General features: G+C 69.5%; 21 protein-coding genes. 10 read left to right on the forward strand and 11 right to left on the reverse strand.

Annotation, left to right across the window (positions count from 1 at the left end):
* The first annotated feature begins 108 nt into the window (after positions 1-108).
* Together ACI8U3_RS14135 and ACI8U3_RS14140 are read left to right on the forward strand one after the other, a co-directional pair.
* Positions 109-612 carry an RNA polymerase sigma factor gene (locus tag ACI8U3_RS14135; protein WP_415015509.1) on the forward strand — a complete coding sequence of 168 codons (504 nt, stop codon included), beginning with the start codon at positions 109-111 and terminating at the stop codon, positions 610-612.
* Positions 609-1,169, forward strand: a complete 561-nt coding sequence (locus ACI8U3_RS14140; RefSeq protein WP_415015510.1) for a hypothetical protein — start codon at positions 609-611, stop codon at positions 1,167-1,169. The genes ACI8U3_RS14135 and ACI8U3_RS14140 overlap by 4 nt, the downstream gene beginning before the upstream one ends.
* A gap of 16 nt (positions 1,170-1,185) precedes the next feature.
* Here the strand turns inward: ACI8U3_RS14140 and ACI8U3_RS14145 are convergent, their stop codons facing one another.
* The 5 genes from ACI8U3_RS14145 to ACI8U3_RS14165 all read right to left on the reverse strand — a co-directional run bounded on the left by ACI8U3_RS14145 (position 1,186) and on the right by ACI8U3_RS14165 (position 8,522).
* On the reverse strand, positions 1,186-3,063 hold the full coding sequence (locus ACI8U3_RS14145; RefSeq protein WP_415015530.1) for an ABCB family ABC transporter ATP-binding protein/permease: 1,878 nt from the start codon (positions 3,061-3,063) through the stop codon (positions 1,186-1,188).
* Between the two features lie 52 nt (positions 3,064-3,115).
* A complete protein-coding gene (locus ACI8U3_RS14150; RefSeq protein ID WP_415015511.1) occupies positions 3,116-4,762 on the reverse strand; it encodes an amidohydrolase in 1,647 nt (548 codons plus the stop codon).
* A 172-nt stretch (positions 4,763-4,934) separates the two neighbouring features.
* Positions 4,935-6,839, reverse strand: a complete 1,905-nt coding sequence (locus ACI8U3_RS14155; protein ID WP_415015512.1) for a M1 family metallopeptidase — start codon at positions 6,837-6,839, stop codon at positions 4,935-4,937.
* 93 nt (positions 6,840-6,932) lie between these two features.
* Entirely contained in the window at positions 6,933-7,775 is an 843-nt protein-coding gene (locus ACI8U3_RS14160) for a class I SAM-dependent methyltransferase (RefSeq protein WP_415015513.1), read from the reverse strand.
* Positions 7,776-7,844: 69 nt separating this feature from the next.
* The gene (locus ACI8U3_RS14165) at positions 7,845-8,522 is read right to left on the reverse strand and encodes a bifunctional 4-hydroxy-2-oxoglutarate aldolase/2-dehydro-3-deoxy-phosphogluconate aldolase (protein WP_415015514.1); all 678 of its coding nucleotides are present in this window, start codon (positions 8,520-8,522) and stop codon (positions 7,845-7,847) included.
* A gap of 176 nt (positions 8,523-8,698) precedes the next feature.
* On the opposite strand from ACI8U3_RS14165, the gene ACI8U3_RS14170 reads away from it, so the two are divergent.
* Both ACI8U3_RS14170 and ACI8U3_RS14175 read left to right on the forward strand, forming a co-directional pair.
* Entirely contained in the window at positions 8,699-9,895 is a 1,197-nt protein-coding gene (locus ACI8U3_RS14170) for an acyl-CoA dehydrogenase family protein (RefSeq protein WP_415015515.1), read from the forward strand.
* A gap of 3 nt (positions 9,896-9,898) precedes the next feature.
* Positions 9,899-11,029 (forward strand): acyl-CoA dehydrogenase family protein, encoded by a 1,131-nt coding sequence (locus ACI8U3_RS14175; RefSeq protein WP_415015516.1) that lies wholly within the window; start codon positions 9,899-9,901, stop codon positions 11,027-11,029.
* 15 nt (positions 11,030-11,044) lie between these two features.
* Here ACI8U3_RS14175 and folE read toward each other — a convergent pair whose 3' ends face one another.
* Entirely contained in the window at positions 11,045-11,659 is a 615-nt protein-coding gene (gene folE, locus ACI8U3_RS14180; RefSeq protein ID WP_415015517.1) for a GTP cyclohydrolase I FolE, read from the reverse strand.
* A gap of 127 nt (positions 11,660-11,786) precedes the next feature.
* Here folE and cysS point away from each other — a divergent pair, with 127 nt between their 5' ends.
* The 6 genes from cysS to holA are packed head-to-tail and all read left to right on the forward strand — an operon-like array spanning position 11,787 to position 16,828.
* Positions 11,787-13,196, forward strand: coding sequence for a cysteine--tRNA ligase (cysS, locus tag ACI8U3_RS14185; protein ID WP_415015518.1), 1,410 nt, complete (start codon positions 11,787-11,789; stop codon positions 13,194-13,196).
* A gap of 45 nt (positions 13,197-13,241) precedes the next feature.
* Complete coding sequence (locus ACI8U3_RS14190) at positions 13,242-14,474, forward strand: DNA recombination protein RmuC (protein ID WP_415015519.1); 1,233 nt, start codon at positions 13,242-13,244, stop codon at positions 14,472-14,474.
* A 32-nt stretch (positions 14,475-14,506) separates the two neighbouring features.
* A complete protein-coding gene (locus ACI8U3_RS14195) occupies positions 14,507-14,911 on the forward strand; it encodes an acyl-CoA thioesterase (protein WP_415015520.1) in 405 nt (134 codons plus the stop codon).
* Positions 14,912-14,968: 57 nt separating this feature from the next.
* Positions 14,969-15,532, forward strand: a complete 564-nt coding sequence (gene def, locus ACI8U3_RS14200) for a peptide deformylase (protein WP_415015521.1) — start codon at positions 14,969-14,971, stop codon at positions 15,530-15,532.
* The gene (locus tag ACI8U3_RS14205; protein ID WP_415015522.1) at positions 15,532-15,753 is read left to right on the forward strand and encodes a hypothetical protein; all 222 of its coding nucleotides are present in this window, start codon (positions 15,532-15,534) and stop codon (positions 15,751-15,753) included. Before def ends, ACI8U3_RS14205 begins: the two co-directional genes overlap by 1 nt.
* A gap of 22 nt (positions 15,754-15,775) precedes the next feature.
* On the forward strand, positions 15,776-16,828 hold the full coding sequence (gene holA, locus ACI8U3_RS14210) for a DNA polymerase III subunit delta (protein ID WP_415015523.1): 1,053 nt from the start codon (positions 15,776-15,778) through the stop codon (positions 16,826-16,828).
* Between the two features lie 249 nt (positions 16,829-17,077).
* Here holA and ACI8U3_RS14215 read toward each other — a convergent pair whose 3' ends face one another.
* The 5 genes from ACI8U3_RS14215 to mnmE all read right to left on the reverse strand — a co-directional run bounded on the left by ACI8U3_RS14215 (position 17,078) and on the right by mnmE (position 22,695).
* Positions 17,078-17,947, reverse strand: coding sequence for a ParB/RepB/Spo0J family partition protein (locus tag ACI8U3_RS14215; protein WP_415015524.1), 870 nt, complete (start codon positions 17,945-17,947; stop codon positions 17,078-17,080).
* Between the two features lie 22 nt (positions 17,948-17,969).
* Entirely contained in the window at positions 17,970-18,815 is an 846-nt protein-coding gene (locus ACI8U3_RS14220; RefSeq protein ID WP_415015525.1) for a ParA family protein, read from the reverse strand.
* Positions 18,778-19,401 (reverse strand): 16S rRNA (guanine(527)-N(7))-methyltransferase RsmG, encoded by a 624-nt coding sequence (rsmG, locus tag ACI8U3_RS14225; protein WP_415015526.1) that lies wholly within the window; start codon positions 19,399-19,401, stop codon positions 18,778-18,780. Before rsmG ends, ACI8U3_RS14220 begins: the two co-directional genes overlap by 38 nt.
* Positions 19,398-21,275: a tRNA uridine-5-carboxymethylaminomethyl(34) synthesis enzyme MnmG gene (gene mnmG, locus ACI8U3_RS14230; protein WP_415015527.1), complete on the reverse strand. Its 1,878-nt coding sequence runs from the start codon at positions 21,273-21,275 to the stop codon at positions 19,398-19,400. The genes rsmG and mnmG overlap by 4 nt, the downstream gene beginning before the upstream one ends.
* A 106-nt stretch (positions 21,276-21,381) precedes the next feature.
* Positions 21,382-22,695 (reverse strand): tRNA uridine-5-carboxymethylaminomethyl(34) synthesis GTPase MnmE, encoded by a 1,314-nt coding sequence (mnmE, locus tag ACI8U3_RS14235; RefSeq protein ID WP_415015531.1) that lies wholly within the window; start codon positions 22,693-22,695, stop codon positions 21,382-21,384.
* Between the last annotated feature and the right edge of the window lie 17 nt (positions 22,696-22,712).

Raw genomic sequence — 22,712 nt, forward strand, 5'->3', positions numbered from 1 at the left:
TCATTCAATCGGCGGAAATCCGCCTTCGGAAATGAAAGTCTCGCCGCCGCCGCGAGTCTTTCAGAGGTGACGGCGGAAATCGTATCGCCGATGGTCGGGGGCATGGGATTGGGACGGGATCGCGAGTTCGAGACGCTGCTGGCCGCGCACGGCCCGATGCTGCGCCGCATCGCCGGCAGTTATGAAGCCGATCCCGAGCGGCGCCGCGAGCTGGAGCAGGACATCCTGCTGGCCGTCTGGCGGGCCCTACCCCGCTTTCGCGGCGAGGCGCCGATCAAGGCGTTTCTGGCGCGGGTGGCCCACAACCGCGCTGTGACCCACGTGTCCAGAGAGGCGGTCCAGCCGCGTCGGGCGCCGCTGGACGACGCCATGCCGTCCGGCGACCCGACGCCCCACGATCAGGTGGAGGCCGAGGACCTGCGGGCGCGGCTGATCGAGGCGGTGCGGGCCCTGCCCCTGTCGCTTCGCCAGCCCGCCGTGTTGACGCTGGAGGGATTCAGCCCCGCCGAGATCGGTCCCATGCTGGGGCTGAACGCCAACGCCGTCTCCATCCGCCTGACCCGCGCCAAGGCGGCCCTGAAAGACCTGATGAACCCGGAGGCCTCGTCATGACGCCGAGCGAAGACTGGACCGACCTGAGCGACGCCTGGACCACACCGGCCCGCGATGATCAGGGATTGGCCGAAATGGCCCGGCAGGTGCGCCGCCGGGGCCGGCTGGGGGCATTGAACTTCTACGCCGAGATGGCGGGATGCCTGCTGGCCGCGATCGTCGGCGGCTGGGTGCTGGCGACACGGCCGGAGGACCAATGGCTTCTGGGCGCGGCGGCGGTGATCTTCGGCCTGTTCTCCGCCGCCATGACCCTGTGGGCGCGCGGGACGCGGGCCCCCGTTCAGCTGGAGACGCCCGAACAGGCCCTGATCGCCGCCGTCCGTCAGGCCGAGGCGGGGCGCCGCTGGGCCCAGGCGGGCATTGCGGTCACAATGGGGGCGGCGGTGTTTCTGGGCGCCGCCGTGGCGACGTACCCCGTCGAGGACGACCTGACCCCTTTCTATATCGTGGGGGCCCTGTTTCTGTTCGGCGGTCTGGCCGTCTACCTGCGCCATCAAGACCGTTGCACCAAGCGAATCGCGCAACACAGGCGCGCGCTGGAAGACTTGCAGGCGTAGCCCAAGGCCGACGGGTTCAGGCCGGGCTTCGGGCGCCCCGGGTCTGTTTGCGCCAGAGGGACGCGTATTCACCGCCCTGACGGGCCACCAACTCCATGTGGGTTCCACGCTCCACGATGCGGCCGTCCTTCAGCACGAGGATCTGGTCGGCGTCGGCGATGGTGGACAGGCGATGGGCGACCACCAGTGTGGTGCGCCCGGCGCGGGCCTTGCGCAGGGTCTTCTGGATGGCCTGTTCGGTGCGGCTGTCCAGGGCGCTGGTGGCCTCGTCCAGGATCAGGATGCGCGGATCGGCCAGCAAGGCGCGGGCGATGCCGACCCGCTGGCGCTCGCCCCCGGACAGCTTCAGACCGCGCTCGCCCACCTTCGTCTCCATGCCCTCGGGCAGGCCCCGGATGAAGTCGCCCAGTTCGGCGGCGTCGGCGGCGGCCCAGACCTCGGCCTCGGAGGCGCCCGGCCGCGCGAAGGCGATGTTGACCGCCAGAGTATCGTTGAACAGGGCCACGTCCTGGGGAACCAGCGCCACGGCCCGGCGCAGGGACGCCTGAGTCACCGTCCGCACATCCCGCCCGTCGATCAGCACGCGGCCGACCTGCGGGTCCAGCAGACGCAGGGCCAGTTTGACGATGGTGGATTTGCCCGCGCCCGACGGCCCCACCAGGGCGGTGGTCGTGCCCGGGGCGGCGACGAAGCTGATGTCGTCCAGACCGGTGGCGCGCGAGGAATGCTGGAAGCCCACGCCCTCGAAGACCACGGCCCCGCCCCGGTTGTCGGCGGGCGGCGGCAGGTCGGGGGCGCCGGGCGCATCGGCCACCTGCGGCGACTGGCGCGTGACCTTCAGCATCTCCTCCATGTCGATGAAGGACTGGCGGATCTCGCGATAGGCGAAGCCGAGAATGTTCAGTGGGGCGTAGAGGGAAATCAGGATCAGCACGGCCGCGGTCACATCGCCCGGCCCCATACGCCCGGCCGCCGCCTCGAACCCGGCCATGACCGCCATGACGCCGAGGCCGACGTTCATGATCAGGCCCTGGGTCATGTTCAGGACCGCCAGGGAGTTGTTGGCCTTCACCGCCGCGTCGCCGTAGACGCCCAGCGCCCGCTCATAACTGTCGGCGGCGCGGGCCTCGGCCCCGAAGGCCTTGACCGTCTCATAGTTCAGCAGGGCGTCCACCGCCTGTCCCGCGGCCTCGGAATCCGCCGCGTTCATGATGCGGCGATGCTCCAGCCGCCAGTTGGAGATGGCGAAGGTGATGACCGCATAGATGACCACCACCGCCACGGCCACGGCCCCGAAGCGCCAGTCATAGGCGCCCGCCAGCACTCCCGCCGCCAGGACCAGCTCCAGCCCCGTGGGGATCAGGTTGAAAGCCAGAATGCGCAGCAGGAAGTCCACCGCACGAGAGCCGCGCTCCACCGTGCGGGACAGGGAGCCGGAGCGCTTGGTCTGGTGGAAGTCCAGCGACAGGTTCAGGGCGTGGGCGAAGGTCTCGGCCGCCGTGGTCCGCTGGGCGGCCTGACGGACGGGGGCGAACACCATGTCCGACAGCTGCGGGGCGGCGGAGGACAGGAACCGGATCAGCGCCCAGCCCACCGCGAAGGCGACGAAGCCCGCCGCCACGCCCACGGCCGCACCCTGATCGGCCGCCAGACGGTTGACCGCCGCGCCCAGCGCCAGCGGCGCCAGCACGCCCAGCGCCTTGCCCATCAGGGTCAGCAGGATGGCGCCGGTCAGACGGGTTCTGAGCCACGGCGCCCGCGAGCGCCCCACCAGGCGCGCCAGGTCCATGAGCGCGCTCAGCGTTCCTGGTCCCTCCGCCTTCATCTCGACCCCGGCCATCTGGGCGCGGACCTCCGGGTCGGCGCGTCGTCGGCCCGAGCGCTCACCACGCATCGCCATGGGGCCTATATGGCGGCCGGATCAGCCGGGTGAAAGGGCCGAATCCTCACCAGCCGTCCGCGCGCCAGGCGATCTCGCCGTCCAGCACGGTCATGAGAGCGCGGCCGCCCGGGATGTCCTCGGCCGGAACGGTCATCAGATTGATGTCGAAGACCGTGAAATCGGCGCGCTTGCCCACCTCGATGGTCCCCAGCTCGTCCTCACGGAACGAGGCGTAGGCGGGCGCCAGGGTGAACATGCGCAGGGCGTCAGCGCGGTCCACCGCCTCGTCCGGCCGCCAATCCGGACCCTGAAAGCCGTTCAGGTCGCGGCGCGCCACGGCGGCGTAGAACTCGATCAGGGGATCGCCCCGCTCCACCGGCGCGTCGGTGCCGCCCACCACCGTCACTCCGGCGTCCATCAGCGAGCGCCAGGCGTAAGCGCCGTCCAGCCGGTCATCGCCCAGCCGGTCCGGCGCGAAATGCAGGTCGCCGATGGCGTGGCTGGGCTGCATGGAGGCGATGACGGGAATGTCGTGGAAGCGGGCGAAGTCGGCCGGGCGCAGCACCTGGGCGTGCTCGATGCGCCAGCGCGGGTCAGCGCCGGCCTCCGCCTCGCCCAGCACCTCGGCGTACCAGTCCAGCACCTGGGCGTTGCCCCGGTCGCCGATGGCGTGGGTGGTGATCTGGACGCCGTTCTGAAGCGCCGCGCGATACAGCGGCAGGGCGTCCTCATCGGTCATCTGCATCAAGCCGGAGGTGTGCGCGGCATCCGCATAGGGCTGGAACAGGGCCGCGCCGCGCGAGCCCAGCGCCCCGTCGGCGTAAAGCTTGATCGCGCGGGTGATGATCCGGCTGTCGGCCACGGCGCGGGGACCGGAAACGAACAGGGCCTCGGCGCCCTCCGGCGTGATGGAATTGTAGACCCGAAGGGGGGCTTCGCCCGCCTCGGCCATGGCCTCCATGAGGGGAACGTCCTCGATGGGCACGCTCATGGAATGGATGCCGGTCCAGCCGTAGCGGGCATAGACATCGAATCCCGCCTCATAGGCCTGGCGGCGGAACGCCTCGCTGTCGGCCGGCCGCAGGTCGTCCACCAGCGCCATGGCCGCGTCGATCAGCAAGCCGTTGGGCGCTCCGGCCTCGTCCATCAGAATATCCCCGCCGAAGGGCGCCTCGGTGTCGGCCGTGATCCCGGCGGCCTCTAGAGCCGCGGTGGAGGCGACCAGGGCGTGACCGTCGGACCGGCCCAGCAGCACGACGCGGCCCGGGGCGGCGGCGTCCAGATCGGTCCGCTCCAGCATCCGGCCCTCGGGCCAGTGTGTCTCGATCCAGCCGCGCCCGGTGATGGGCCCCTCGGGGTTCGCCTCGGCCCAGGCGGACAGGCGCGACATGACCTCGGCGATGGAGGCGGCGCCCTCCAGATTCAGGGTCAGCTCGCGCGCCCCGATGCCCGCCAGATGTCCGTGGCCGTCGGTGAAGCCAGGATAGAGGCTGGCGCCCCGCAGGTCGATCACCGGCATGTCCGCCGTGATCTCGGGCGCGTCGGCGCGGGCGCCGACCCAGGCGATGCGGCCGTCCTGCACGATCACCGCCTCGGCGACAGGCGAGGCCTCCACACCCGTGTGGATGGGGCCGCCGTGGATCATCATGTCCTGGGCGACGGCGGCCTGGGCCATCAGCGCCAGCGCGCCGGCGAGGATGATGGGTTTCATGAAGAGCCTCCCTTTCGGCGCAGGGGAGCCCCCGGCGCCGCCGGCGTCAAGCGCCGGAGGCTCCATATTGACCCATGACGCTGTCACATGGCCGAGCCCGACAGCCAGCTGTCGTTCGAGCAGCTGCGTGAGCTGGCGCGCGAGGACGGGTTCGAGGTGGTGAACCTCTGGCTTATTGGCCCCGAACCACCGGATCGGCCGAGCCGGTGGTGATGGGGTGGTAGCCGGGCCGGGCCTCTTCGTAGATGCGCCGGGCCAGCGGACGGCCCCAGTCGCCCTCGGCCATCAGGGCTTCGTACAGCGGCTGGGTGAATTTGCGCCGGCCCATGCCGGTCAGGAACTGCTCCAGCGCCGGGACCGCCGGATCATACTGGTGGCGCACCGCGATCATCAGCCAGGCGAACAGGATCTCGCTGTTGCCCGCCTCTGACAGGCTGAAGGCGCTGTCCAGATCGGCCAACTGGGCCTCGGTCATGGTTTCGGGCAGGGAGCCGAGGAAATGCTGCCACTCCTGCGTCACCCAGTCGCCGGTGTTCAGGCGGGCCGCCGGGGTTCCGTTCACGAAGGCCTGAACCTGGGCCTCCACCTCGGTGAAGGCGTTGGAGGCCGGCTGGACGGCGTTTGACGGCAGGCCGGGACCGTAGATCCAGGCGTCCATCTGCAGTTCGGCCTCAAGCGCCGAATTACCGGCGATGAGATGCTCGCGGATGTCCGCCAGGAACATGGCGGTGGTCATGGGGCGATAGGCGTTGCGGTCGAAATAGCCCCGCAGCCAGCCGTCGAACCGGTCACGGCCCACGGTCCGCTCGATGGTGCGAAGGAAGAAGGCGCCCTTGTCATAGGCGATGGCGGTCATGCCCTCGTCCGGGTCGCGTCCGGCCAGGTCCAGATGCAGGCTCTGGTCCTCCGCCGGCAGTTCGGCCATCTCGGCCTGCAGCGAGGTCCATTCCAGCGCCCGCAGCATCTCGGCCCGCTCGGGACCATAGATGGCCTCCATGATCCGGTTCTCGAAATAGACGGTGAAGCCTTCGTTGAGCCAGAAGTCGTCCCAGGTGGCGTTGGTCACCAGATTGCCGGACCAGCTGTGAGCCAGCTCGTGGGCCACCAGCGACACCAGCGAGCGGTCGCCGGCGATGATGGTGGGCGTGGCGAAGGTCAGGCGCGGGTTCTCCATGCCGCCGAAGGGGAAGCTGGGCGGCAGCACCAGCATGTCATAGCGGCCCCAGATGTAGGGGCCGTAGAGGTCCTCGGCCGCCTCGACCATGGCCTCCACCTCGGGGAACTCGGCCGCTGAGCGTTCGAGCATGGACGGCTCGGTATAGACCCCGGTGCGCGCGCCCAGCGGCTGGAAGGCGATGTCGCCCACGCCGATGGCGATCAGATAGGGCGGCACGGGATTGTCGAGGCGGAAGCGGAAGGCGCGGCGGCCGTCCGGCGTCATCTCACCCTCGGGCGTCAGCATCTCGGCGCTCATCACCGCCTTCATGTCCTCGGGCACGGTGATGCGGGCGGAATAGGTCTGGCGGATGCCGGGGCTGTCCTGGGTCGGAATCCAGGTACGGGTCAGGATCGCCTGGCCCTGGCTGAACAGATAGGGCAGTTGTCCACCCGCGGTCTGTTCGGGCGTCAGCCATTGCAGGGCCGCCGCGTCAGGCCGGGTGGAATAGTCGATGTGGATGCGCCCCTCGGTGAAGGGGATCGAGATGACCAGCGGCTTGCCGATGAAGGGGTTTTCCTCGCCGATGGTGTAATCCAGCGGGCCGTCGTCCGAGCGCACGCCGTGGATGTCCAGGTCGCGGATGTCGAGGATGATCTCGTCCGCGCCCGGCTCAGCCGTGATGTCCAGGCTGGCCGTACCCGCCAGCATGCGCCGGTCGAAGTCCGCCGCAAGGTTCAGGTCCACGTGGTGGACGCGCGCGATCTCGGGCCGGGCGTGGGAGTGGGCGTCGGCCACGTACTGCACCTGTGTGGGGATTTGCGGGCCTGCGACTTCGGTCATGGGCATATTGGCGCAGGCGGACAGACCGCCGGACAGGGCCAGGGCGGCCGCGATGGCGAGGGCGGAGGGGCGGATCATGTGGAATTCCCTGAACGGCGCGCCCTTCAGGGCGTCGTGATGGTCTGTCTTAGGCGCGGCGCTTGAACGGTTCAAATCCGCGAAGGATGCGGATCAGCCCTGACGGACCGCCACCATCCACATGTTGTCGCTGGTGGGCAGGCGGTAGGTGGGGCCGAAGGCGCGGATGGTCAGGCCGGCCTGTTCCACCGCCCGGGACAGGGTCTCGGGGGTGAAATAGTTGACGTGGTCGGGGAAGCGCAGACCGCACCATTTGGCGCCGCGCACCCTGGCGTTCCAGCTGGCGAAATTGGGCACCTTGAGAATGGCGACGCCGCCCGGCTTCAGCACGCGGAAGGTCTGTTCCAGCACCGGCACGGGGGTCACGTCGTGCTCCAGAAACGAGCGCATGACCACGCCGGTCAGCGACTGGTCCTCGATCTGTTTCAGGCCGTTGAGGGCGTCGGCGTTGACGATGCGCACATCGCGGTCCGCCAGCCGTTCCTCGGCCTCGCGGCAGATGGCGGGCGAGATTTCGATGCCGACAGGCGAGAACTGCGGGCCCAGCTCGGCCAGCTGCTTGCCGCCGCCGCAGCCTACGTCCACCACCGCGCCCGGCTCGGCATAGTGGTCCAGCAGGGCGGCCACGTTCTTGCGCGGCAAGGGCCGGAACTTGCGCCAGGCGTCGCGGGTCTTGAGCGCCACCGGGCCCATGCCCGCGTGACGGCGCGCGTTCTCGATGTGGTGCTGCTTCTCCCAGGCGAAGGTCTCGAACAGCTCCGAGATGTCCGGCGCGACCTCCAGATAAGTCATGTCGCAGTCCGGGCAGGTCTTCATGCGCCACTGGTCCGGCGCGATGTCCAGGGTCGGCTGGTCGGCGTTGTCACGACCGCACAGGGGACAGCAGCGGGTGATCAGCAGCGGCTGACGGTCGGTTTCGATCGGCTGGGCGGTCATGGCGTGTCCGGCTCGGGTGGGGCTGGCCGCAATATGAAGACTCGGACCCCGCCTGTCACCGCCCGCCGGTCAGCCCTTCTTGGCGCGGACGTCGGCGATGGCGGTGACGGTCTCGCGCACCTTGGCCTCGATGCCGGCCCAGTCGCCGGACTTCACGGCCGCGTCGGTGATCAGCTTGGAGCCCATGCCCGCCGCCACGATGCCGGCGCCGAACCACTTTTCGATGGAGGCCGGGTCCGGGTCCACGCCGCCGGTGGGCATGATCTTGGTCCAGGGCATGGGGCCCTTCACCGCCTTGACGAAATCGGGGCCGCCCACGGACGAGCCGGGGAACACTTTGACGATGTCGCAGCCCAGCTCCTGGGCGTCGGAGATCTCGGTGGCCGAGCCGCAGCCGGGCGAATAAGCGACCATGCGGCGGTTGCACAGGCGCGCCACCTCCGGGTTCAGCATCGGCCCGACGATGAAACGCGCGCCGCCGGCGATGTAGAGCCCGGCGGTGGGGGCGTCGACGATGGAGCCCACGCCCATGATCACGTCCGGGTTGGCCTTGGCGAAATGGCGGCTGACCTCGAGGAACACGTGGGCTGCGAAGTCTCCGCGGTTGGTGAACTCCACGGCCGGGGCGCCGCCCTTGGCGCAGGCGTCGATGACCGCGATGCAGGTCTCTACGTCCGGGTGATAGAACACCGGCACCACGCCCTGGCGCTCGAGCTGCTGCAGGACGCTCAGACGATCGTGACGCATGGGACCGGTTTCCTTGTTCTGTGGGCGGGGATCAGGTCGCCGGATTGCGGGAGCCCGTCAAGCGCCGACAGCATCACACCGCGTTTCTCACGATCATCCGGACAGGGTAGCTTTTGACCACGGACCCGCTAGGTTTCGGGGCGAAGGCCGCCGGTCGTGCGGTCACGGAGGACCCCATGAGCGAACCCGCACCCGATCTGGAGACATTCCGCGCCGAGACCCGCGCCTGGCTGGAGGCCAACTGCCCGGCCGAGGTGCGTGAGCCCATGCCGTCCGAGGCGGACATGATCTGGGGCGGGCGAAACGCCGTCTTCGCCACCCCGGCCCATGAACGCTGGATGCGAGTGATGGGCGAGCGCGGCTGGACCGCGCCGGAATGGCCGCGCGAGTACGGCGGCGGCGGGCTTTCCCGGGAACAGGCCAAGGTGCTGGCGTCAGAGCTGCGCCGCATCAAGGCCCAGCCGGCCCTGAACAGCTTCGGCGTCTGGATGCTGGGCCCGGCCCTGCTGGCCTTCGGCACGGAGGAACAGAAGAAGCGCTTCCTGCCCGAGATCGTGCGCGGCGAGGTCCGCTGGTGCCAGGGCTATTCGGAGCCGGGCGCCGGGTCCGATCTGGCGGGAATCCAGACCCGGGCCGAGGACAAGGGCGACCACTGGATCGTCAACGGCCAGAAGGTGTGGACCTCCTACGCCGACAAGGCGGACTGGATCTTCTGTCTGGTGCGCACGGACCCGGAGGCGCCCAAGCACAAGGGCATCTCCTTCGTGCTGTTCGACATGGCCACGCCGGGCGTCTCCACCCGGCCCATCACCCTGATCAGCGGAAAGTCGCCCTTCTGCGAGACCTTCTTCGACGACGTGCGGGTGGAGAAGGAGAACCTCGTGGGCGAGCTGAACCGGGGCTGGGACGTGGCCAAATATCTGCTGGCCCACGAGCGGACCATGATCGGGGCCATGGGCGAGGTCATGGGCGGGGCGTCGCTGGGGCACAAGGCGGCCAGGGCCGTGGGACTGGACGAGGCCGGGCGGCTGGACGATCCCATGCTGCGCGCCCGCATCGCCGAGCTGGACGTGGACGGCGCGGCCTTCCGGCTGGCGCTGGAGCGGACCGGCGATCTGGCCAAGGCGGGCCGGGCCCATCCGGCCCTGTCCTCGGTGCTGAAGTATTACGGCTCGGAGCTGAACAAGCGCCGCCACGAGCTGCTGATGGCGGCGGGCGGGGCTGATGCGCTGGAGTGGGAAGGCGAGCGGTCCCGGGACGGCGCCGCCGCCCGCGACTGGCTGCGCACCAAGGCCAATTCCATCGAGGGCGGGACCAGCGAGATCCAGCTCAACATCATCGCCAAGCATCTGCTGCAACTGCCGGGAGCCTGACCCATGCCCCTGATCCTTTCCGACGAACAGCAGATGCTGGCCGAGGCTGCAGACGGCTTCCTGAACGAACACGCGCCCATCGCCCACCTGCGCAAGCTGCGCGACAGCCATGACGCCGACGGCGTCTCGCGCGACCTGTGGCGGTCGTTCGGGGAAATGGGCTTCTCTGGCGTCCTGATCCCCGAGGATCAGGGCGGCTCTGGCCTGGGCGCGGTGGAGGCGGGCGTGGTGGCCGAGGCGCTGGGGCGGACCCTGACGCCCTCGCCCTTCCTGTCGTCCGGCGTGCTGGCGGCCACGGCCCTGAAGGCCGGGTCCGGCGAGCAGCAGGCGGCCTGGCTCCCGAAGATCGCGGCGGGCGAGGCGATCGTGTCGCTGGCCGTGGACGAGGGCGGCAAGCACGCCCCGCACCGCATCAAGGCCACCGCCGAGCGGTCGGGCAACGGCTTCAAGCTGAACGGGGCCAAGGGCTTTGTGCTGGACGGCCATGTGGCCGACGCCCTGATCGTGGCGGCGCGCACGTCAGGCGAGGGCATGGACGGCTTGACCCTGTTCCTGATCGACCCCAAGGCCGCGGGGCTGGAGATCGAGCGCACCGTGATGGTGGACGCCCACAACGCCGCCCGCGTGACCCTGAGCGACGTGGAGGTCACCGCCGAGGCCGTGCTGGGTCCGGTGGACGGCGGCGGCGAGATTCTGGAGCGGGTCCTGAACCTGGGCCGGGCCTGCGCCGCCTCATCGCTGCTGGGGGCGGGGTATCAGGCCTTCCGCCTCACCGCCGAGTACCTGAAGACCCGCAAGCAGTTCGGAAAGCTGATCGGCGAGTTCCAGGCCCTGCAGCACCGGGCCGCCCACGTCTTCACCGAGCTGGAGATCGTGCGCGCCGCGACCCTGGCCGCCCTGCAGAAGCTGGACGCGGGGGACGAGGACGCCGCCTTCGCCGTGTCGGTGGCCAAGGCCAAGGCCGGGCGGGTGGCCGAGCTGTGCGTTCAGGAGGCGGTGCAGATGCACGGCGGCGTCGGCATGACCGACGAGTATGACGTGGGCCTGTTCATGAAGCGGGTCCGCGTCCTGAACGAGCTCATGGGCGACCATGGCTTCCACGCCGACCGGGTGGCCCGGGCGGGGGGATACTGACCCCTCCGCCCCAGATCAGCCCCGCGCCAGTTTCAGGAAGCGGTCCTGCAGGGCCGGGTCGGACTTGAACACGCCGGTGAAACGGGTGGTGATGGTGGAAACGTGGCGGTGGTGCACGCCGCGAGTGGTCATGCACTGGTGCTCGGCGTCGATCAGCACGGCGGTCCCGGCGGGGGAAAGGCTGTCCTCGATGGCCTGGGCGATCAGCTGGGTCAGGGTTTCCTGGGTCTGGAGACGCTTGGAGAAGATCTCCACAACCCGGGCCAGCTTGGAGATGCCCACCACCTTCTCGGTGGGGACATAGGCCACATAGGCCTTGCCAAGGAACGGAGCCATGTGGTGCTCGCAGTGGCTCTCCACCTCGATGTCGCGCAGCATGACCATGTCGTCATAGCCCTGCACCTCCTCGAAGGTGCGGCTCAGCTCCTTGGCCGCATCGGCGTCATAGCCCTGGAACCAGTCGCCGTAGGCGTCCACCACCCGGCGGGGCGTGTCGATCAGGCCCTCGCGCGCCGGATCGTCGCCGGCCCAGGCGATCAGGGTGCGCACGGCCTCCATGGCCTGCTCGCGGCTGGGGCGCTTGATGTCGCCGTCGTTGCTGACCAGGACGGGCTTTGCTGAGGCGTCCATGCTGTTCTTTCTTCAGGGGGGAGGCTGAAGAGGCTCCCAATCAAGACGTGGCGGGTCTATTGCACCGCGTCACGCCTATATGGGACGACCGGTCCGTCCCGCAAGAAAACGGATAGCACGCGACCCCATGACGCTCCACCTGCACGACACCCTGGCCCGCAAGAAGCGGCCCTTCGAGCCCCGCGATCCGAACCGGGTGACGCTCTATGTGTGCGGGCCGACGGTCTATGACTTCGCTCATATCGGCAATGCGCGCCCGCCGGTGGTGTTCGACGTGCTGTTCCGCCTTTTGCGCCGTCAGTACGGTGAAGGGGCGGTGATCTACGCCCGCAACGTCACCGACGTGGACGACAAGATCAATGCCAAGGCGACGAAGGAAGGGACGCCCATCGGCGAGGTCACGGCCCGCTACGAGGCGGCCTATCTGGAGGACATGGCGGCCCTGAACGTGCTGGCGCCCACCATGGCGCCCCATGTCACCGCCCACATGGACGCCATCATCGGCCAGATCGGCGCCATCGTGGACAAGGGCTGCGCCTACGCCGCCGAGGGCCATGTGCTGTTCGACGTGTCGGCCTATGAGAACTACGGCCGCCTGTCCGGCCGCGATCTGGACGAGATGGTGGCCGGGGCCCGGGTCGAGGTGGCGCCCTACAAGCGCAACCCCCACGACTTCGTGCTGTGGAAGCCGTCCAAGGAGGGCGAGCCGTCCTGGGACTCGCCCTGGGGCGCGGGGCGGCCCGGCTGGCATATCGAGTGCTCGGCCATGATCGAGGCCAATCTGGGCCTGCCCATAGACATCCACGGCGGCGGCATCGATCTGGTGTTTCCCCACCATGAGAACGAGATCGCCCAGGGGGTCTGCGCCCACGGCCACGCCCACGGCCCGGACGCCCACGAGGAATACGCCCGCTACTGGATGCACAACGGCTTTCTGACCGTGGACGCGGAGAAAATGTCCAAGTCCGTCGGCAATGTGCTGCTGCTGCACGATCTGGTGCAGCATGTGCCGGGTGAGGTGGTGCGCTGGGCCCTGCTGAGCGCCCACTATCGCCAGCCGCTGGACTGGAACCAGGCGCTGCTGGACCAGTCGCGCAAGAATCTGGACCGGCTGTATCAGGCCCTGCGCCGCGCCTCGGCCATACCGGGGGCGGACGATGAGCCGTCCGAGGACTTCCTGACCGCGATCGAGGACGACCTGAACACCCCCGGCGCCGCCGCGGCCCTGTTCGCCCTGTCCAGCGAGATCGAGCGGGCCATGACCGCGGGCGACGAGGGCGCCGTGGCCGCCGCCAAGGGCCGGCTGCTGGCGGGCGGGGCCCTGCTGGGCGTGCTGCAAGCTGACCCGGACGCCTGGTTCGAGGGCGGGGCCGACGACGCCCTCAAGGCCGAGGTGGAGGCCCTGCTGGAGCAGCGGCTGCAGGCCCGGGCCGAAAAGAACTGGCCCGAGGCGGACCGCATCCGCGACCGCCTGACCGAACTGAAGGTGGTGGTCATGGACGGTCCCACGGGCGCCACCTGGCGGCTGAAGGAGTAGGCACACGGCTTTGCCACCTCGGGCGACTCCGGCTAGGAACGGAGCATGAACACCTTGATCCTCGTCTTCGCCGGGCTTTTCGTGGCGGCCTCGGCCGCCTTCGTCTGGGCCTTCATGGGCTGGCAGAAGGCGAAATCCGCCGCCGACGCGGCTCACCAAAAGATCGAGCTGATTGAAGAAGCTCGTACCACAATGAACGACCTCCTGCGGGCCCAGGCGGCGGAATCGGCCCAGTCGGTGGCCAACCAGATGGTGGCCCGCGCCACCGAGACCTTTCAGGCCCAGGACCGGGTGGCCCGGGAGCGCATGGAGGCGCAGCTGAAGCCGGTCAGCGAGACCTTGGCCAAGTTCCAGGAGCACGTGCAGGCGCTGGAGAAGGCAAGGTCCGAGGAGACCGGCGGGCTCAAGGAGCAGCTGGCCCTGCTGATGACCGCCCACACCGCGACCCGGGACGAGACGCGCAAGCTGACCGAGGCCCTGCGCGGCAACACCGGGCGGCGCGGCCGCTGGGGCGAGCAGACCTGCCGCAATGTGCTGGAGGCCGCCGGCATGGCGGGCCGGTTCGATTTTCAGGAGCAGACCTCCCAGGCCGATGACGACGGTCGCCAGTCGCGGCCGGACTTCATCGTACGCCTGCCCGGCGGCGGCATGTTCGTGATCGACGCCAAGGTGCCGCTGGCCTTCGACGCCGACGAGGAGGGGGACGAGGACAGCCGCGCCCACGCCCGCTCGCTGCGCATCGCCGCCAGCCTGAAGACCCATGTGCGCCAGCTGGCGTCCAAGGCCTATCAGGACCAGTTCAAGCCCAGCCCCGATTTCGTGGCCCTGTTCGTGCCGGGCGACGCTTTCCTGTCGTCGGCGCTGGACCATGCGCCGGACATCATGACCCAGGCCATGGATTCGCGGGTGGTCATCGTCACGCCGACGACCCTGTTCGCCCTGTGCAAGGCCGTGGCCTACGGCTGGCGCGCCGAGGAGCAGAGCGCCAACGCCGAGCACGTGGCCCGGCTGGGCAAGGAGCTCTACAAGCGCCTGTCCACCATGGGGGGGTATGCCTCCTCGCTGGGGGCGGATCTGGACCGGGCGGTGAAGCGCTACAACCAGTTCGTGGGCTCTCTGGAGAGCCAGGTGATGGTGCAGGCGCGCCGGTTCGAGGACCTGCAGGTGGATCACGAGGGCAAGGATCTGCCCGAGCTGGCGCCGGTGGAGCAATCCACGCGCACTCTGAGCCGTCCGGAACTGATCGAAAGCGCGCCGGGCGGCGGCAAGGCGCAATAGACTTGCCCGCCGGCGGCGGTTAATCCGCGCCCATGACCGATTCAGCCGTCCTTTCCCCCTGCCCGCCCGACGAGCCGCCCGTGGGCCGCATGATCGCCATGCCCGCGGACACCAATCCCGAGGGCGACATCTTCGGCGGCTGGCTGCTGGCCCAGATGGACCTGGCCGGGTCGTCGCCCGCCTTCAATCTGGCGCGGGGCCGCTGCGCCACGGTGGCGGTGGACTCCATGGTGTTTCACCAGCCGGTGTCGGTGGGCGACGAGGTCAGCATCTATGCGACGGTGATCCGCACCGGCCGCACCTCCATCGGCGTGCGGGTCGAGGCCTGGAAACGGGGGCGCGGCCAGGACCAGATGGTGCGCGTGACCGAGGGCGTGTTCACCTATGTGGCCATCGATCAGGATCGCAAGCCCCGGCCCCTGCCCGACCGGGAGTGACCCCGCCCGGCGGTGGGAATTCTTGACCGGAGGGGCCTTTGCGCCTACCTCCGGGCCATGGCCATTCGTCGCATCCTGACCGTGAACAATCCCGCCGACCTGGCGGTGCTCAAGACCGTCTGCACCCCCGTGGAGGCGGTGACGGACGAGGTGCGCACCCTGATGGATGACATGCTTCAGACCATGTACGACGCCCCGGGCATCGGCCTGGCCGCCGTGCAGATCGGCGACACCCGCCGGATCGTAGTAATGGATCTGGGCGACGGCGGCGAGGACGGCGAGGCCCCCGAGAGCGAGGAGGCGCGCAAGCCCAACCCGCGCGTCTTCGTCAATCCGGAGATTCTCTGGGCCTCCGAGGAGACCGCGCCCTATGAGGAGGGCTGCCTGTCGATCCCCGAGTATTTCGACGAGGTCCAGCGCCCGGCGCGGATCAAGCTGCGCTATCTGAATCGCGAGGGCGAGACGGTGGAGGAAGAGGCCGACGGTCTTTACGCCGTCTGCATCCAGCACGAGATCGACCACCTGAACGGGGTGCTGTTCATCGATCACCTGTCGCGGCTGCGCCGGGACCGGGCCATGACCAAGGTCAAGAAGGTCATGCGCGAGCGGGTGGCCGCCTGATGGCCCGGGCCAACGCGCGCCGGAAGGCGGTGCGGGCCGTCCGCGCGCCCCTGACCGGGGCCCAGAAAATCGGCATCGGCTCGGCCGCGACCCTGATCGCCGTGGCGGGGCTGGGCCTGATCGCCGGCGTGGTGCTGGACCGACTGCTGAATTTCGACGACGCCTTCGACGCCGGCGGCGAATGGGACGAGGGCGGCGGCGTCTTCACCCGCTGGGACTGACCGGCTCGGCCGGACCGTAAAAATGATCCTGTCAAAGCGCCCGGAGGTCGAGCGATTCCTGGCCTCGCCGGACCCGGCGGTGCGGGCGGTGGTGATCCACGGCAAGGACCGGGGCGGTGTCGGCGAACGGGGTCTGGCCCTGTGCCTGAAGATCGTGCCGGACCTGAACGACCCCTTCGACGTCACCCTCTTGACCGACAGCGATGTGGAGGCCGACGGCGCGGCGCTGGACGACGCCCTGTCGGCACAGTCCATGACCGGCGGGCGGCGGCTGGTGCGGCTGCGCCTGTCCACGGACAAGGCGTCGACGGACAAGGCGGTGGCCGCGGCGCTGAAGACCCATGCGGACGGCGGCTTCAACCCGGACGCCATGTTCGTGGTGGAGGCCGGGGCGCTGGGCCGCGATTCCGCGCTGCGCAAGGCCGCAGAGACGGCCAAGACCGCGGTCGGCATCGCCTGTTACGAGGACGAGGTGGGCGACGTGGCCCGCATGGTGCGCGAGGCGCTGGCCAAGGACCGGGTGGGCCTGACGTCCGACGCCCTGGCCCAGTTCACCGCCCGCATGCCCCGCGAACGGGGCCTGATGCGTCAGGAGATCGAGCGGCTGGCCCTGTTCATCGGCCCGGGCAGCGACCGGACCCTCGGCTCGGACGAGCTGGAGCAGCATCTGGGGGTGGAGCCCGACGCCTCCCTGTTCGAGGCGGCGCTGCAGGCTTTCGGCGGCCGCGCGGCGCAGGCCCAGGCCAATGTGCGCCGCGCCTTCGCGGAGGGCGAGAGCCCCGTAGCCGCCGTGCGCGCGGTCAGCGGCCATCTGAACCGTCTGAGGAAGATCCGCGCCCTCACCGACAATGGCGCCGGGCCCAAGGAGGCGACCAAGGCCGCGGGCGTGTTCTGGAAGCAGGAAGCCGAGGTGCTGCGCCAGATGCGGTCTTGGCGGCACGAGGATTTGTCGCAAGTCCTTGATAATGCTATAGAATGTGAGAAGGCTTGCAAGACGGCGGGTTCGCCCGACGCCCTGCTGGCCGAGCGGCTGCTGTTGGAGGTGGCGGGCCGCGCCCGGCGTCTGGGGCTTTAGGAACCCGGCCTCGTGCCGCAACGCACTGGTTCTGAAAATGCGGGATGACGTCGGCGAATCCTCCCCCGTCGGGGGAGGTGGCGCGGGCGCGACACCGCGCCCGGGACGGAGGGGGCTGAAGCCGGGCTGTGCGGGTGTGGGGGGGCTGGATCGCCAATGGCGCGTGGCCGCGAAACATCCAGCCCCCGGGCCAGCCCCCTCCACCATGCTGCGCATGGTCCCCCTCCCCCGATGGGGGAGGATCTAGCGTCAGCCCCGCGTGAGGCGGCGGCAGAGGTCGTCCAGCTGTTCCAGAGCGCCGTAGCGGATGACCAGTTCGCCCTTGCCGCCCTTGTCGCGGACCTCGACCTTGAGGCCGAGGGCGTCGCCCAGATCCTGTTCAAGCGCGACGGTGTCGGCGGAGCGGTCGATAGCGGGTTTGGCCTTCGCCGTTTTGGGGCCTTCGGCCGCCTGACGGGCCAGGGCCTCGGTCTGGCGGACTGACAGGCCGCTCTTGATGACGGTGTCGGCGAGCTCGTCGGGGTTGGGCGCGGTGATCAGGGCGCGGGCGTGGCCGGCGGAGAGGCGGCCAGCCACCACATGGTCCAGCACCGGGTCCGGCAGGGCCAGCAGACGAAGCGTGTTGGCCACATGGCTGCGGCTCTTGCCCACCACGCCGGCCACCACGTCCTGGGTGCGGTTGAAGCGCTCCATGAGGGTGCGGTAGGCGCGCGCCTCCTCCACCGGGTTCAGGTCCTCGCGCTGGACGTTCTCGACGATGGCGATTTCCAGCACCTGACCGTCGTCCAGCTCGCGCACCAGCACGGGAATGGTCTTGAGACCGGCCTTCTGGGACGCCCGCCAGCGCCGTTCGCCGGCGATGATCTGCCAGCCGTCGCCGCCGGGCGCGGGGCGGACCAGCAGGGGCTGGAGCACCCCCTTGTCGCGGATGGAGGCGGACAGTTCGGCGATTTCGTCGTCCGAGAAGTGTGTGCGGGGCTGGTCCGGATTGGGGTGCAGCTGCTCGATGGGGATTTCGCGCACGCCCGCGCGGGCCTCCACATCCGCGGCCACGGCCTCGGCGGTGTCCCCGATCAGGGCTGAGAGACCCCGGCCCAATCCTCTTTGACGTTCAGCCACGTGTTTGATTCCGTTACTCTAATCAGGCAGCGATGGCCTGGCGGCGGGATTTTTCCCGGGCCACCAGTTCGCGCGCCAGACGCAGGTACGCCTGGCTGCCCGCACACTTCAGGTCATAGATCAGGGCCGGCTTGCCGAAGGACGGCGCCTCGGACACCCGGACGTTGCGGGGGATCACGGCGTCATAGACCTTGTCGCCAAAGTGGGCCCGCACATCGGCCTCCACCTGGGACGACAGGCTGTTGCGCCGGTCGTACATGGTCAGCACCAGCCCCTGAATTTCCAGAGCCGGATTAAGGCTTTGGCGGCACATGTCGATGGTCTTCATGAGCTGGGTCAGGCCTTCCAGGGCGAAGAATTCGCACTGTAGCGGCACCAGCACCGCGTCCGCCGCGCTCATGGCGTTCAGGGTCAGCAGGTTCAGGGACGGCGGGCAGTCGATGAGCACATAGTCATACCGGGTATGACCGCCCTCCCCTTGCGCCCGGAGCGCATCGCGCAGGCGATAGGCGCGGCGGTCGGCCTGGCTGAGCTCGATTTCCACCCCGGACATGTCCGCGTCGGCGGGCACAATGTCGAGGCCGGGCACGGCGGTCTTCACCGCCGCGTCGTCGATGGAGCGGCCGTCCACAACCACGTCATAGATGGTGACGGTGCGAGATTCCCGGCCCACGCCCAGACCGGTGGAGGCGTTGCCCTGGGGGTCCATATCCACGATCAGGCAGCGCTGGCCGATGGCGGCCAGGGCGGTGCCCAGATTGATGGCCGTGGTGGTCTTGCCCACCCCGCCCTTCTGGTTGGAAACCGCGAGGACGCGGGTCTGGTGACGATCAGCGGGCACGGCGCAATCCCCGGACTTGAACAACATGGCCCCGGCCGTCGGTCAGCCGCGACGGATGGAGCGTACTGTCGAAATGCCAGGATTTCCGGGCCGACTTCAACTCGTCCGGGGCCTTTTCTCCCTTCAGGAACAGACCTTGTGCACCGCGTTCCATGTAGGGCTGTGCATAACCGAGCAGCTTGTCCATGGGGGCGACGGCGCGGGCGGTGACCACTTGGGCGGTGATGGCCTGCTCCTCGGCGCGGCCATTGATGACGGTGGCAGGCAGATCCAGCTCGGCCTTCACCTGTTCCAGAAAGCGGCAGCGCTTGCCCAGGCTGTCGATCAGGTGGGCGTGGGCGCCGGGACGGTCTTTCAGAAAGATGGCCAGAACCACGCCGGGCAGGCCCGCCCCCGCCCCCAGATCGGCCCAGGTCAGGGCGCCCGGGGCGTGTTCGAACAGTTGCCAGCTGTCCAGCACGTGGCGGGACCAGTAATCTGGCAAGGTGGCCGGGCCGACCAGATTCATGACTTGGTTGGCATCGGTCAGCAGGACGCCGAACCGCTCCAGATCGGCCATCTGGGTGTCGGTGGCGTGGCTGAGGGCCTGAAACTGCGCGGCGGTCAGGCTCACGCCACTGCGGTCCGGCGGTGTTTCACGTGAAACAGCAGGGCCGTCAGGGCGCCTGGAGTCATACCCTCGATGCGGCCCGCCTGACCGAGGGTGCGGGGGCGGATGCGCTCCAGCTTCTCGCGCACCTCGTTCGACAGGCCGCCGACCGTGGCGTAGTCGAGGCCGTCGGGCAGGACCAGGGCCTCTTCCCGCTGCAGGGACTCGGCCTCCACCCGCTGGCGATCAATGTAGCCGGCGTAGCCCGCGTCGATGACCACCTGTTCGCGGATCACCTCGGGCCAGTCGGCCATGGCGGGGACGACCGAGGCGAAGTTGTCCAGAGTCACGCCCGGGTAGGCCAGCAGGTCGCGTATGGACCGGCGCTGACCGTCCGCATTGACGGCCACGCCCAGGGCCTTGGCTTCGTTGGGGGTGAAGATGGTGGTGCGGACCACTTGGTCGGCGGCCTTCAGCTTGGCGGCCTTCTCGGCGAAGGCGTTTGCGCGCTCGGAGCCGACCAGACCCAGATCGACGCCGCGAGCGGTCAAGCGTTGATCGGCGTTGTCGGCGCGCAGGGTCAATCTGTACTCGGCCCGGCTGGTGAACATGCGGTAGGGCTCGGTCACACCGCGCGTGACAAGATCGTCGATCATGACGCCGATATAGGCCTCGTCCCGGCCGAAGGTGACGACGTCGGCGCCCGAGGCGGCGCGGGCCGCGTTCAGCCCGGCCACAAGCCCCTGCGCCCCCGCTTCCTCATAGCCCGTGGTGCCGTTGATCTGGCCGGCGCACCAGAGGCCCGGCAGGCGCTTCATCTGGAGGCTGGGGTCCAGCTCGCGCGGGTCGATGTAGTCGTATTCGATGGCGTAGCCGTAGCGGATCACCTTCACCGCCTCGAGCCCGGCCATGGTGCGCAGGAAGGCCAGCTGGGTCTCCGGCGCCACGGAGGTGGAGATGCCGTTGGGATAGACCGTGGGGTCGTCCAGCCCTTCGGGCTCCAGAAACACCTGGTGACTGTCCTTGTCGGCGAAGCGCACCACCTTGTCCTCGATGGACGGGCAATAGCGCGGACCGCGGCCGGACAGGTGGCCGCCATAGACGGCGGACTGGCCCAGATTGGCGGCGATGATCTCGTGGGTGCGGGCGTTGGTGGCGGTGATGCCGCAGGCGATCTGCGGGACGGTGATGCGGTCGTTCAGGAAGGAGAACGGGACCGGGGTCTCGTCCGCCTGCTGCATCTCCAGCCGGTCCCAGGCGATGGTGCGGCCGTCCAGACGCGCGGGCGTGCCGGTCTTGAGGCGGCCCATGTCCAGGTCGAGGCCGTAGAGGCGCCGGGACAGACCGATGGCGGGCTGGTCCCCGTGGCGGCCGGCGGGGATGCGCTCGTCGCCCCGGTGGATGACCCCGTTCAGGAAGGTGCCCGTGGTCAGGACCACGGCGGCGGCGCGGAACGTCCGGCCGTCGTCCGCCACGGCGCCGACCACGCGGCCGTTCTCGATGACCAGGTCCTCAACCGCCGCAGCGACGATGGTCAGGTTCGGGGTCTGGGCCAGTTCGGCCTGCATGGCTTCGCGATAGAGCCTGCGGTCGATCTGGGCGCGCGGGCCGCGCACGGCGGCGCCCTTGGAACGATTCAGCAAGCGGAACTGGATGCCGGAGCAGTCGGCCAGACGGCCCATGACGCCGTCCAGGGCGTCGATCTCGCGCACCAGATGGCCCTTGCCCAGGCCGCCGATGGCCGGGTTGCAGGACATTTCGCCGATGGTGTCCAGGCGATGGGTCAGTAGCAGGGTGGCCGCACCCATGCGCGCAGCCGCCGTCGCGGCCTCGCAGCCCGCATGGCCGCCGCCGACGACGATGACGTCCCAGACTTGGTTTTCGGGCGATTGGGTCACGATGGAGACTCTGAACTCGGGGCGGGGCCTATAGCATCAGATGGGCGCCCGGTCATCCTTGCGCGAGGGGCGGAAGGCGGCGGGCGGTGTTTCACGTGAAACAGCCCTATTTGCCGATGCAGAAGGTAGAGAAGACCTCGCCCAATACATCCTCGACACCGACTTCGCCGACGATCTCGGCCAGGGCGTTGGCGGCCTGACGCACGTCTTCGGCGGCGACCTCGGGGCCGATGGTCATGGCGTTGCGGGCTGCGAGCAGATGCTCCCGGGCCCGTTCGAGCCGGATGCGGTGGCGCTCACGGGTCACAGCTGGGAAGTCGGCGCCGGACAGGTCGTCGGCGATGCGGCGGGCAAGCCATGACTCAAGGGCATCGAGCCCCTCCCCCCGCTCGGCGCTGATCGCCAGATGCGCCATGCCGTCGGGCGGGGTCTGGGCAGCGACGTCCGACTTGTTCAGCACGGCCAGATCGCCGGGCTGCACCAGATCCGCCACGGCGGCGCCGTCGAAGCCCGGCGCGCGGACCCACAAGCGCAGCTCGGCCTCAGCGGCCCGGGCGCGGGCGCGGCGTACCCCCTCGGCCTCGATGGCGTCGGAGGTGTCGCGCAGGCCGGCGGTGTCCATCAGGGTGACCGCGTAGCCGCCGAGGGTCAGATGGGCCTCCAGCACATCGCGGGTGGTGCCCGGGGTCGGGGTGACGATGGCGGCCTCACGGCCCGCCAGCCGGTTGAACAGGGTGGACTTGCCGGCATTGGTGTCGCCGATCAGGACGATCCGGTAGCCCTCGCGGATGCGTTCGCCACGCCGGGCCTGGCCGAGGGCCGCGTCGATGTCGGCGGACAGGGCGGCGATCATGGGGCCGACCCGATTCGACAGACCGCCGGGCACCCCCTCCTCGTCCGGGAAATCGATCTCGGCCTCGAGCAGGGCGAGGATGGACAGCAGCGAGGCGCGGAATGCGGCATAGCGTTCGGACAGGGCACCGCCCAGTTGGCCGAGGGCCTGACGGCGCTGGGCGTCGGATTCGGCGTCCACCAGATCGGCCACCGCCTCGGCCTGGGTCAGGTCCATGCGGCCGTTCTGGAAGGCGCGGCGCGAGAATTCGCCGGGCCCGGCGGGGCGCAGGCCCAGATCGGACAGGGCGCGAGCACAGGCTTCGAACACCGCGCGGCCGCCGTGCAGGTGAAGTTCGGCGCAGTCCTCGCCGGTGAAGCTGGCGGGGCCGGGCATCCAGAGGATGAGGGCCTGGTCGAAGACTTCGCCCGAGCCGTCGCGCAGGGTGCGGAGCGAGGCGCGGCGGGGTTCGAGATCGCCGGCGCCGAGGGCTTTCAGCGTCGCGTCCGTTGCAGGCCCGGACAGGCGAACCACGGCGATGGCGCCGCGACCGGGCGGGGTGGCGAGGGCGTAGAGGGTGTCGGTCATGGAAATCCTCCCCCCTT

This window comes from Brevundimonas sp. (assembly GCF_047617075.1).
Taxonomy (GTDB): domain Bacteria; phylum Pseudomonadota; class Alphaproteobacteria; order Caulobacterales; family Caulobacteraceae; genus Brevundimonas.

What these genes read in the sequence shown, in the direction of transcription:
- ACI8U3_RS14140 (WP_415015510.1), top strand. Translation starts at nt 609, where the DNA reads ATGACGCCGAGCGAAGACTGGACCGACCTGAGCGACGCCTGGACCACA.
- ACI8U3_RS14145 (WP_415015530.1), bottom strand. Translation starts at nt 3,063, where the DNA reads ATGCGTGGTGAGCGCTCGGGCCGACGACGCGCCGACCCGGAGGTCCGC.
- ACI8U3_RS14150 (WP_415015511.1), bottom strand. Translation starts at nt 4,762, where the DNA reads ATGAAACCCATCATCCTCGCCGGCGCGCTGGCGCTGATGGCCCAGGCC.
- ACI8U3_RS14155 (WP_415015512.1), bottom strand. Translation starts at nt 6,839, where the DNA reads ATGATCCGCCCCTCCGCCCTCGCCATCGCGGCCGCCCTGGCCCTGTCC.
- ACI8U3_RS14160 (WP_415015513.1), bottom strand. Translation starts at nt 7,775, where the DNA reads ATGACCGCCCAGCCGATCGAAACCGACCGTCAGCCGCTGCTGATCACC.
- ACI8U3_RS14165 (WP_415015514.1), bottom strand. Translation starts at nt 8,522, where the DNA reads ATGCGTCACGATCGTCTGAGCGTCCTGCAGCAGCTCGAGCGCCAGGGC.
- ACI8U3_RS14170 (WP_415015515.1), top strand. Translation starts at nt 8,699, where the DNA reads ATGAGCGAACCCGCACCCGATCTGGAGACATTCCGCGCCGAGACCCGC.
- ACI8U3_RS14175 (WP_415015516.1), top strand. Translation starts at nt 9,899, where the DNA reads ATGCCCCTGATCCTTTCCGACGAACAGCAGATGCTGGCCGAGGCTGCA.
- folE (WP_415015517.1), bottom strand. Translation starts at nt 11,659, where the DNA reads ATGGACGCCTCAGCAAAGCCCGTCCTGGTCAGCAACGACGGCGACATC.
- cysS (WP_415015518.1), top strand. Translation starts at nt 11,787, where the DNA reads ATGACGCTCCACCTGCACGACACCCTGGCCCGCAAGAAGCGGCCCTTC.
- ACI8U3_RS14190 (WP_415015519.1), top strand. Translation starts at nt 13,242, where the DNA reads ATGAACACCTTGATCCTCGTCTTCGCCGGGCTTTTCGTGGCGGCCTCG.
- ACI8U3_RS14195 (WP_415015520.1), top strand. Translation starts at nt 14,507, where the DNA reads ATGACCGATTCAGCCGTCCTTTCCCCCTGCCCGCCCGACGAGCCGCCC.
- def (WP_415015521.1), top strand. Translation starts at nt 14,969, where the DNA reads ATGGCCATTCGTCGCATCCTGACCGTGAACAATCCCGCCGACCTGGCG.
- ACI8U3_RS14205 (WP_415015522.1), top strand. Translation starts at nt 15,532, where the DNA reads ATGGCCCGGGCCAACGCGCGCCGGAAGGCGGTGCGGGCCGTCCGCGCG.
- holA (WP_415015523.1), top strand. Translation starts at nt 15,776, where the DNA reads ATGATCCTGTCAAAGCGCCCGGAGGTCGAGCGATTCCTGGCCTCGCCG.
- ACI8U3_RS14220 (WP_415015525.1), bottom strand. Translation starts at nt 18,815, where the DNA reads ATGTTGTTCAAGTCCGGGGATTGCGCCGTGCCCGCTGATCGTCACCAG.
- mnmE (WP_415015531.1), bottom strand. Translation starts at nt 22,695, where the DNA reads ATGACCGACACCCTCTACGCCCTCGCCACCCCGCCCGGTCGCGGCGCC.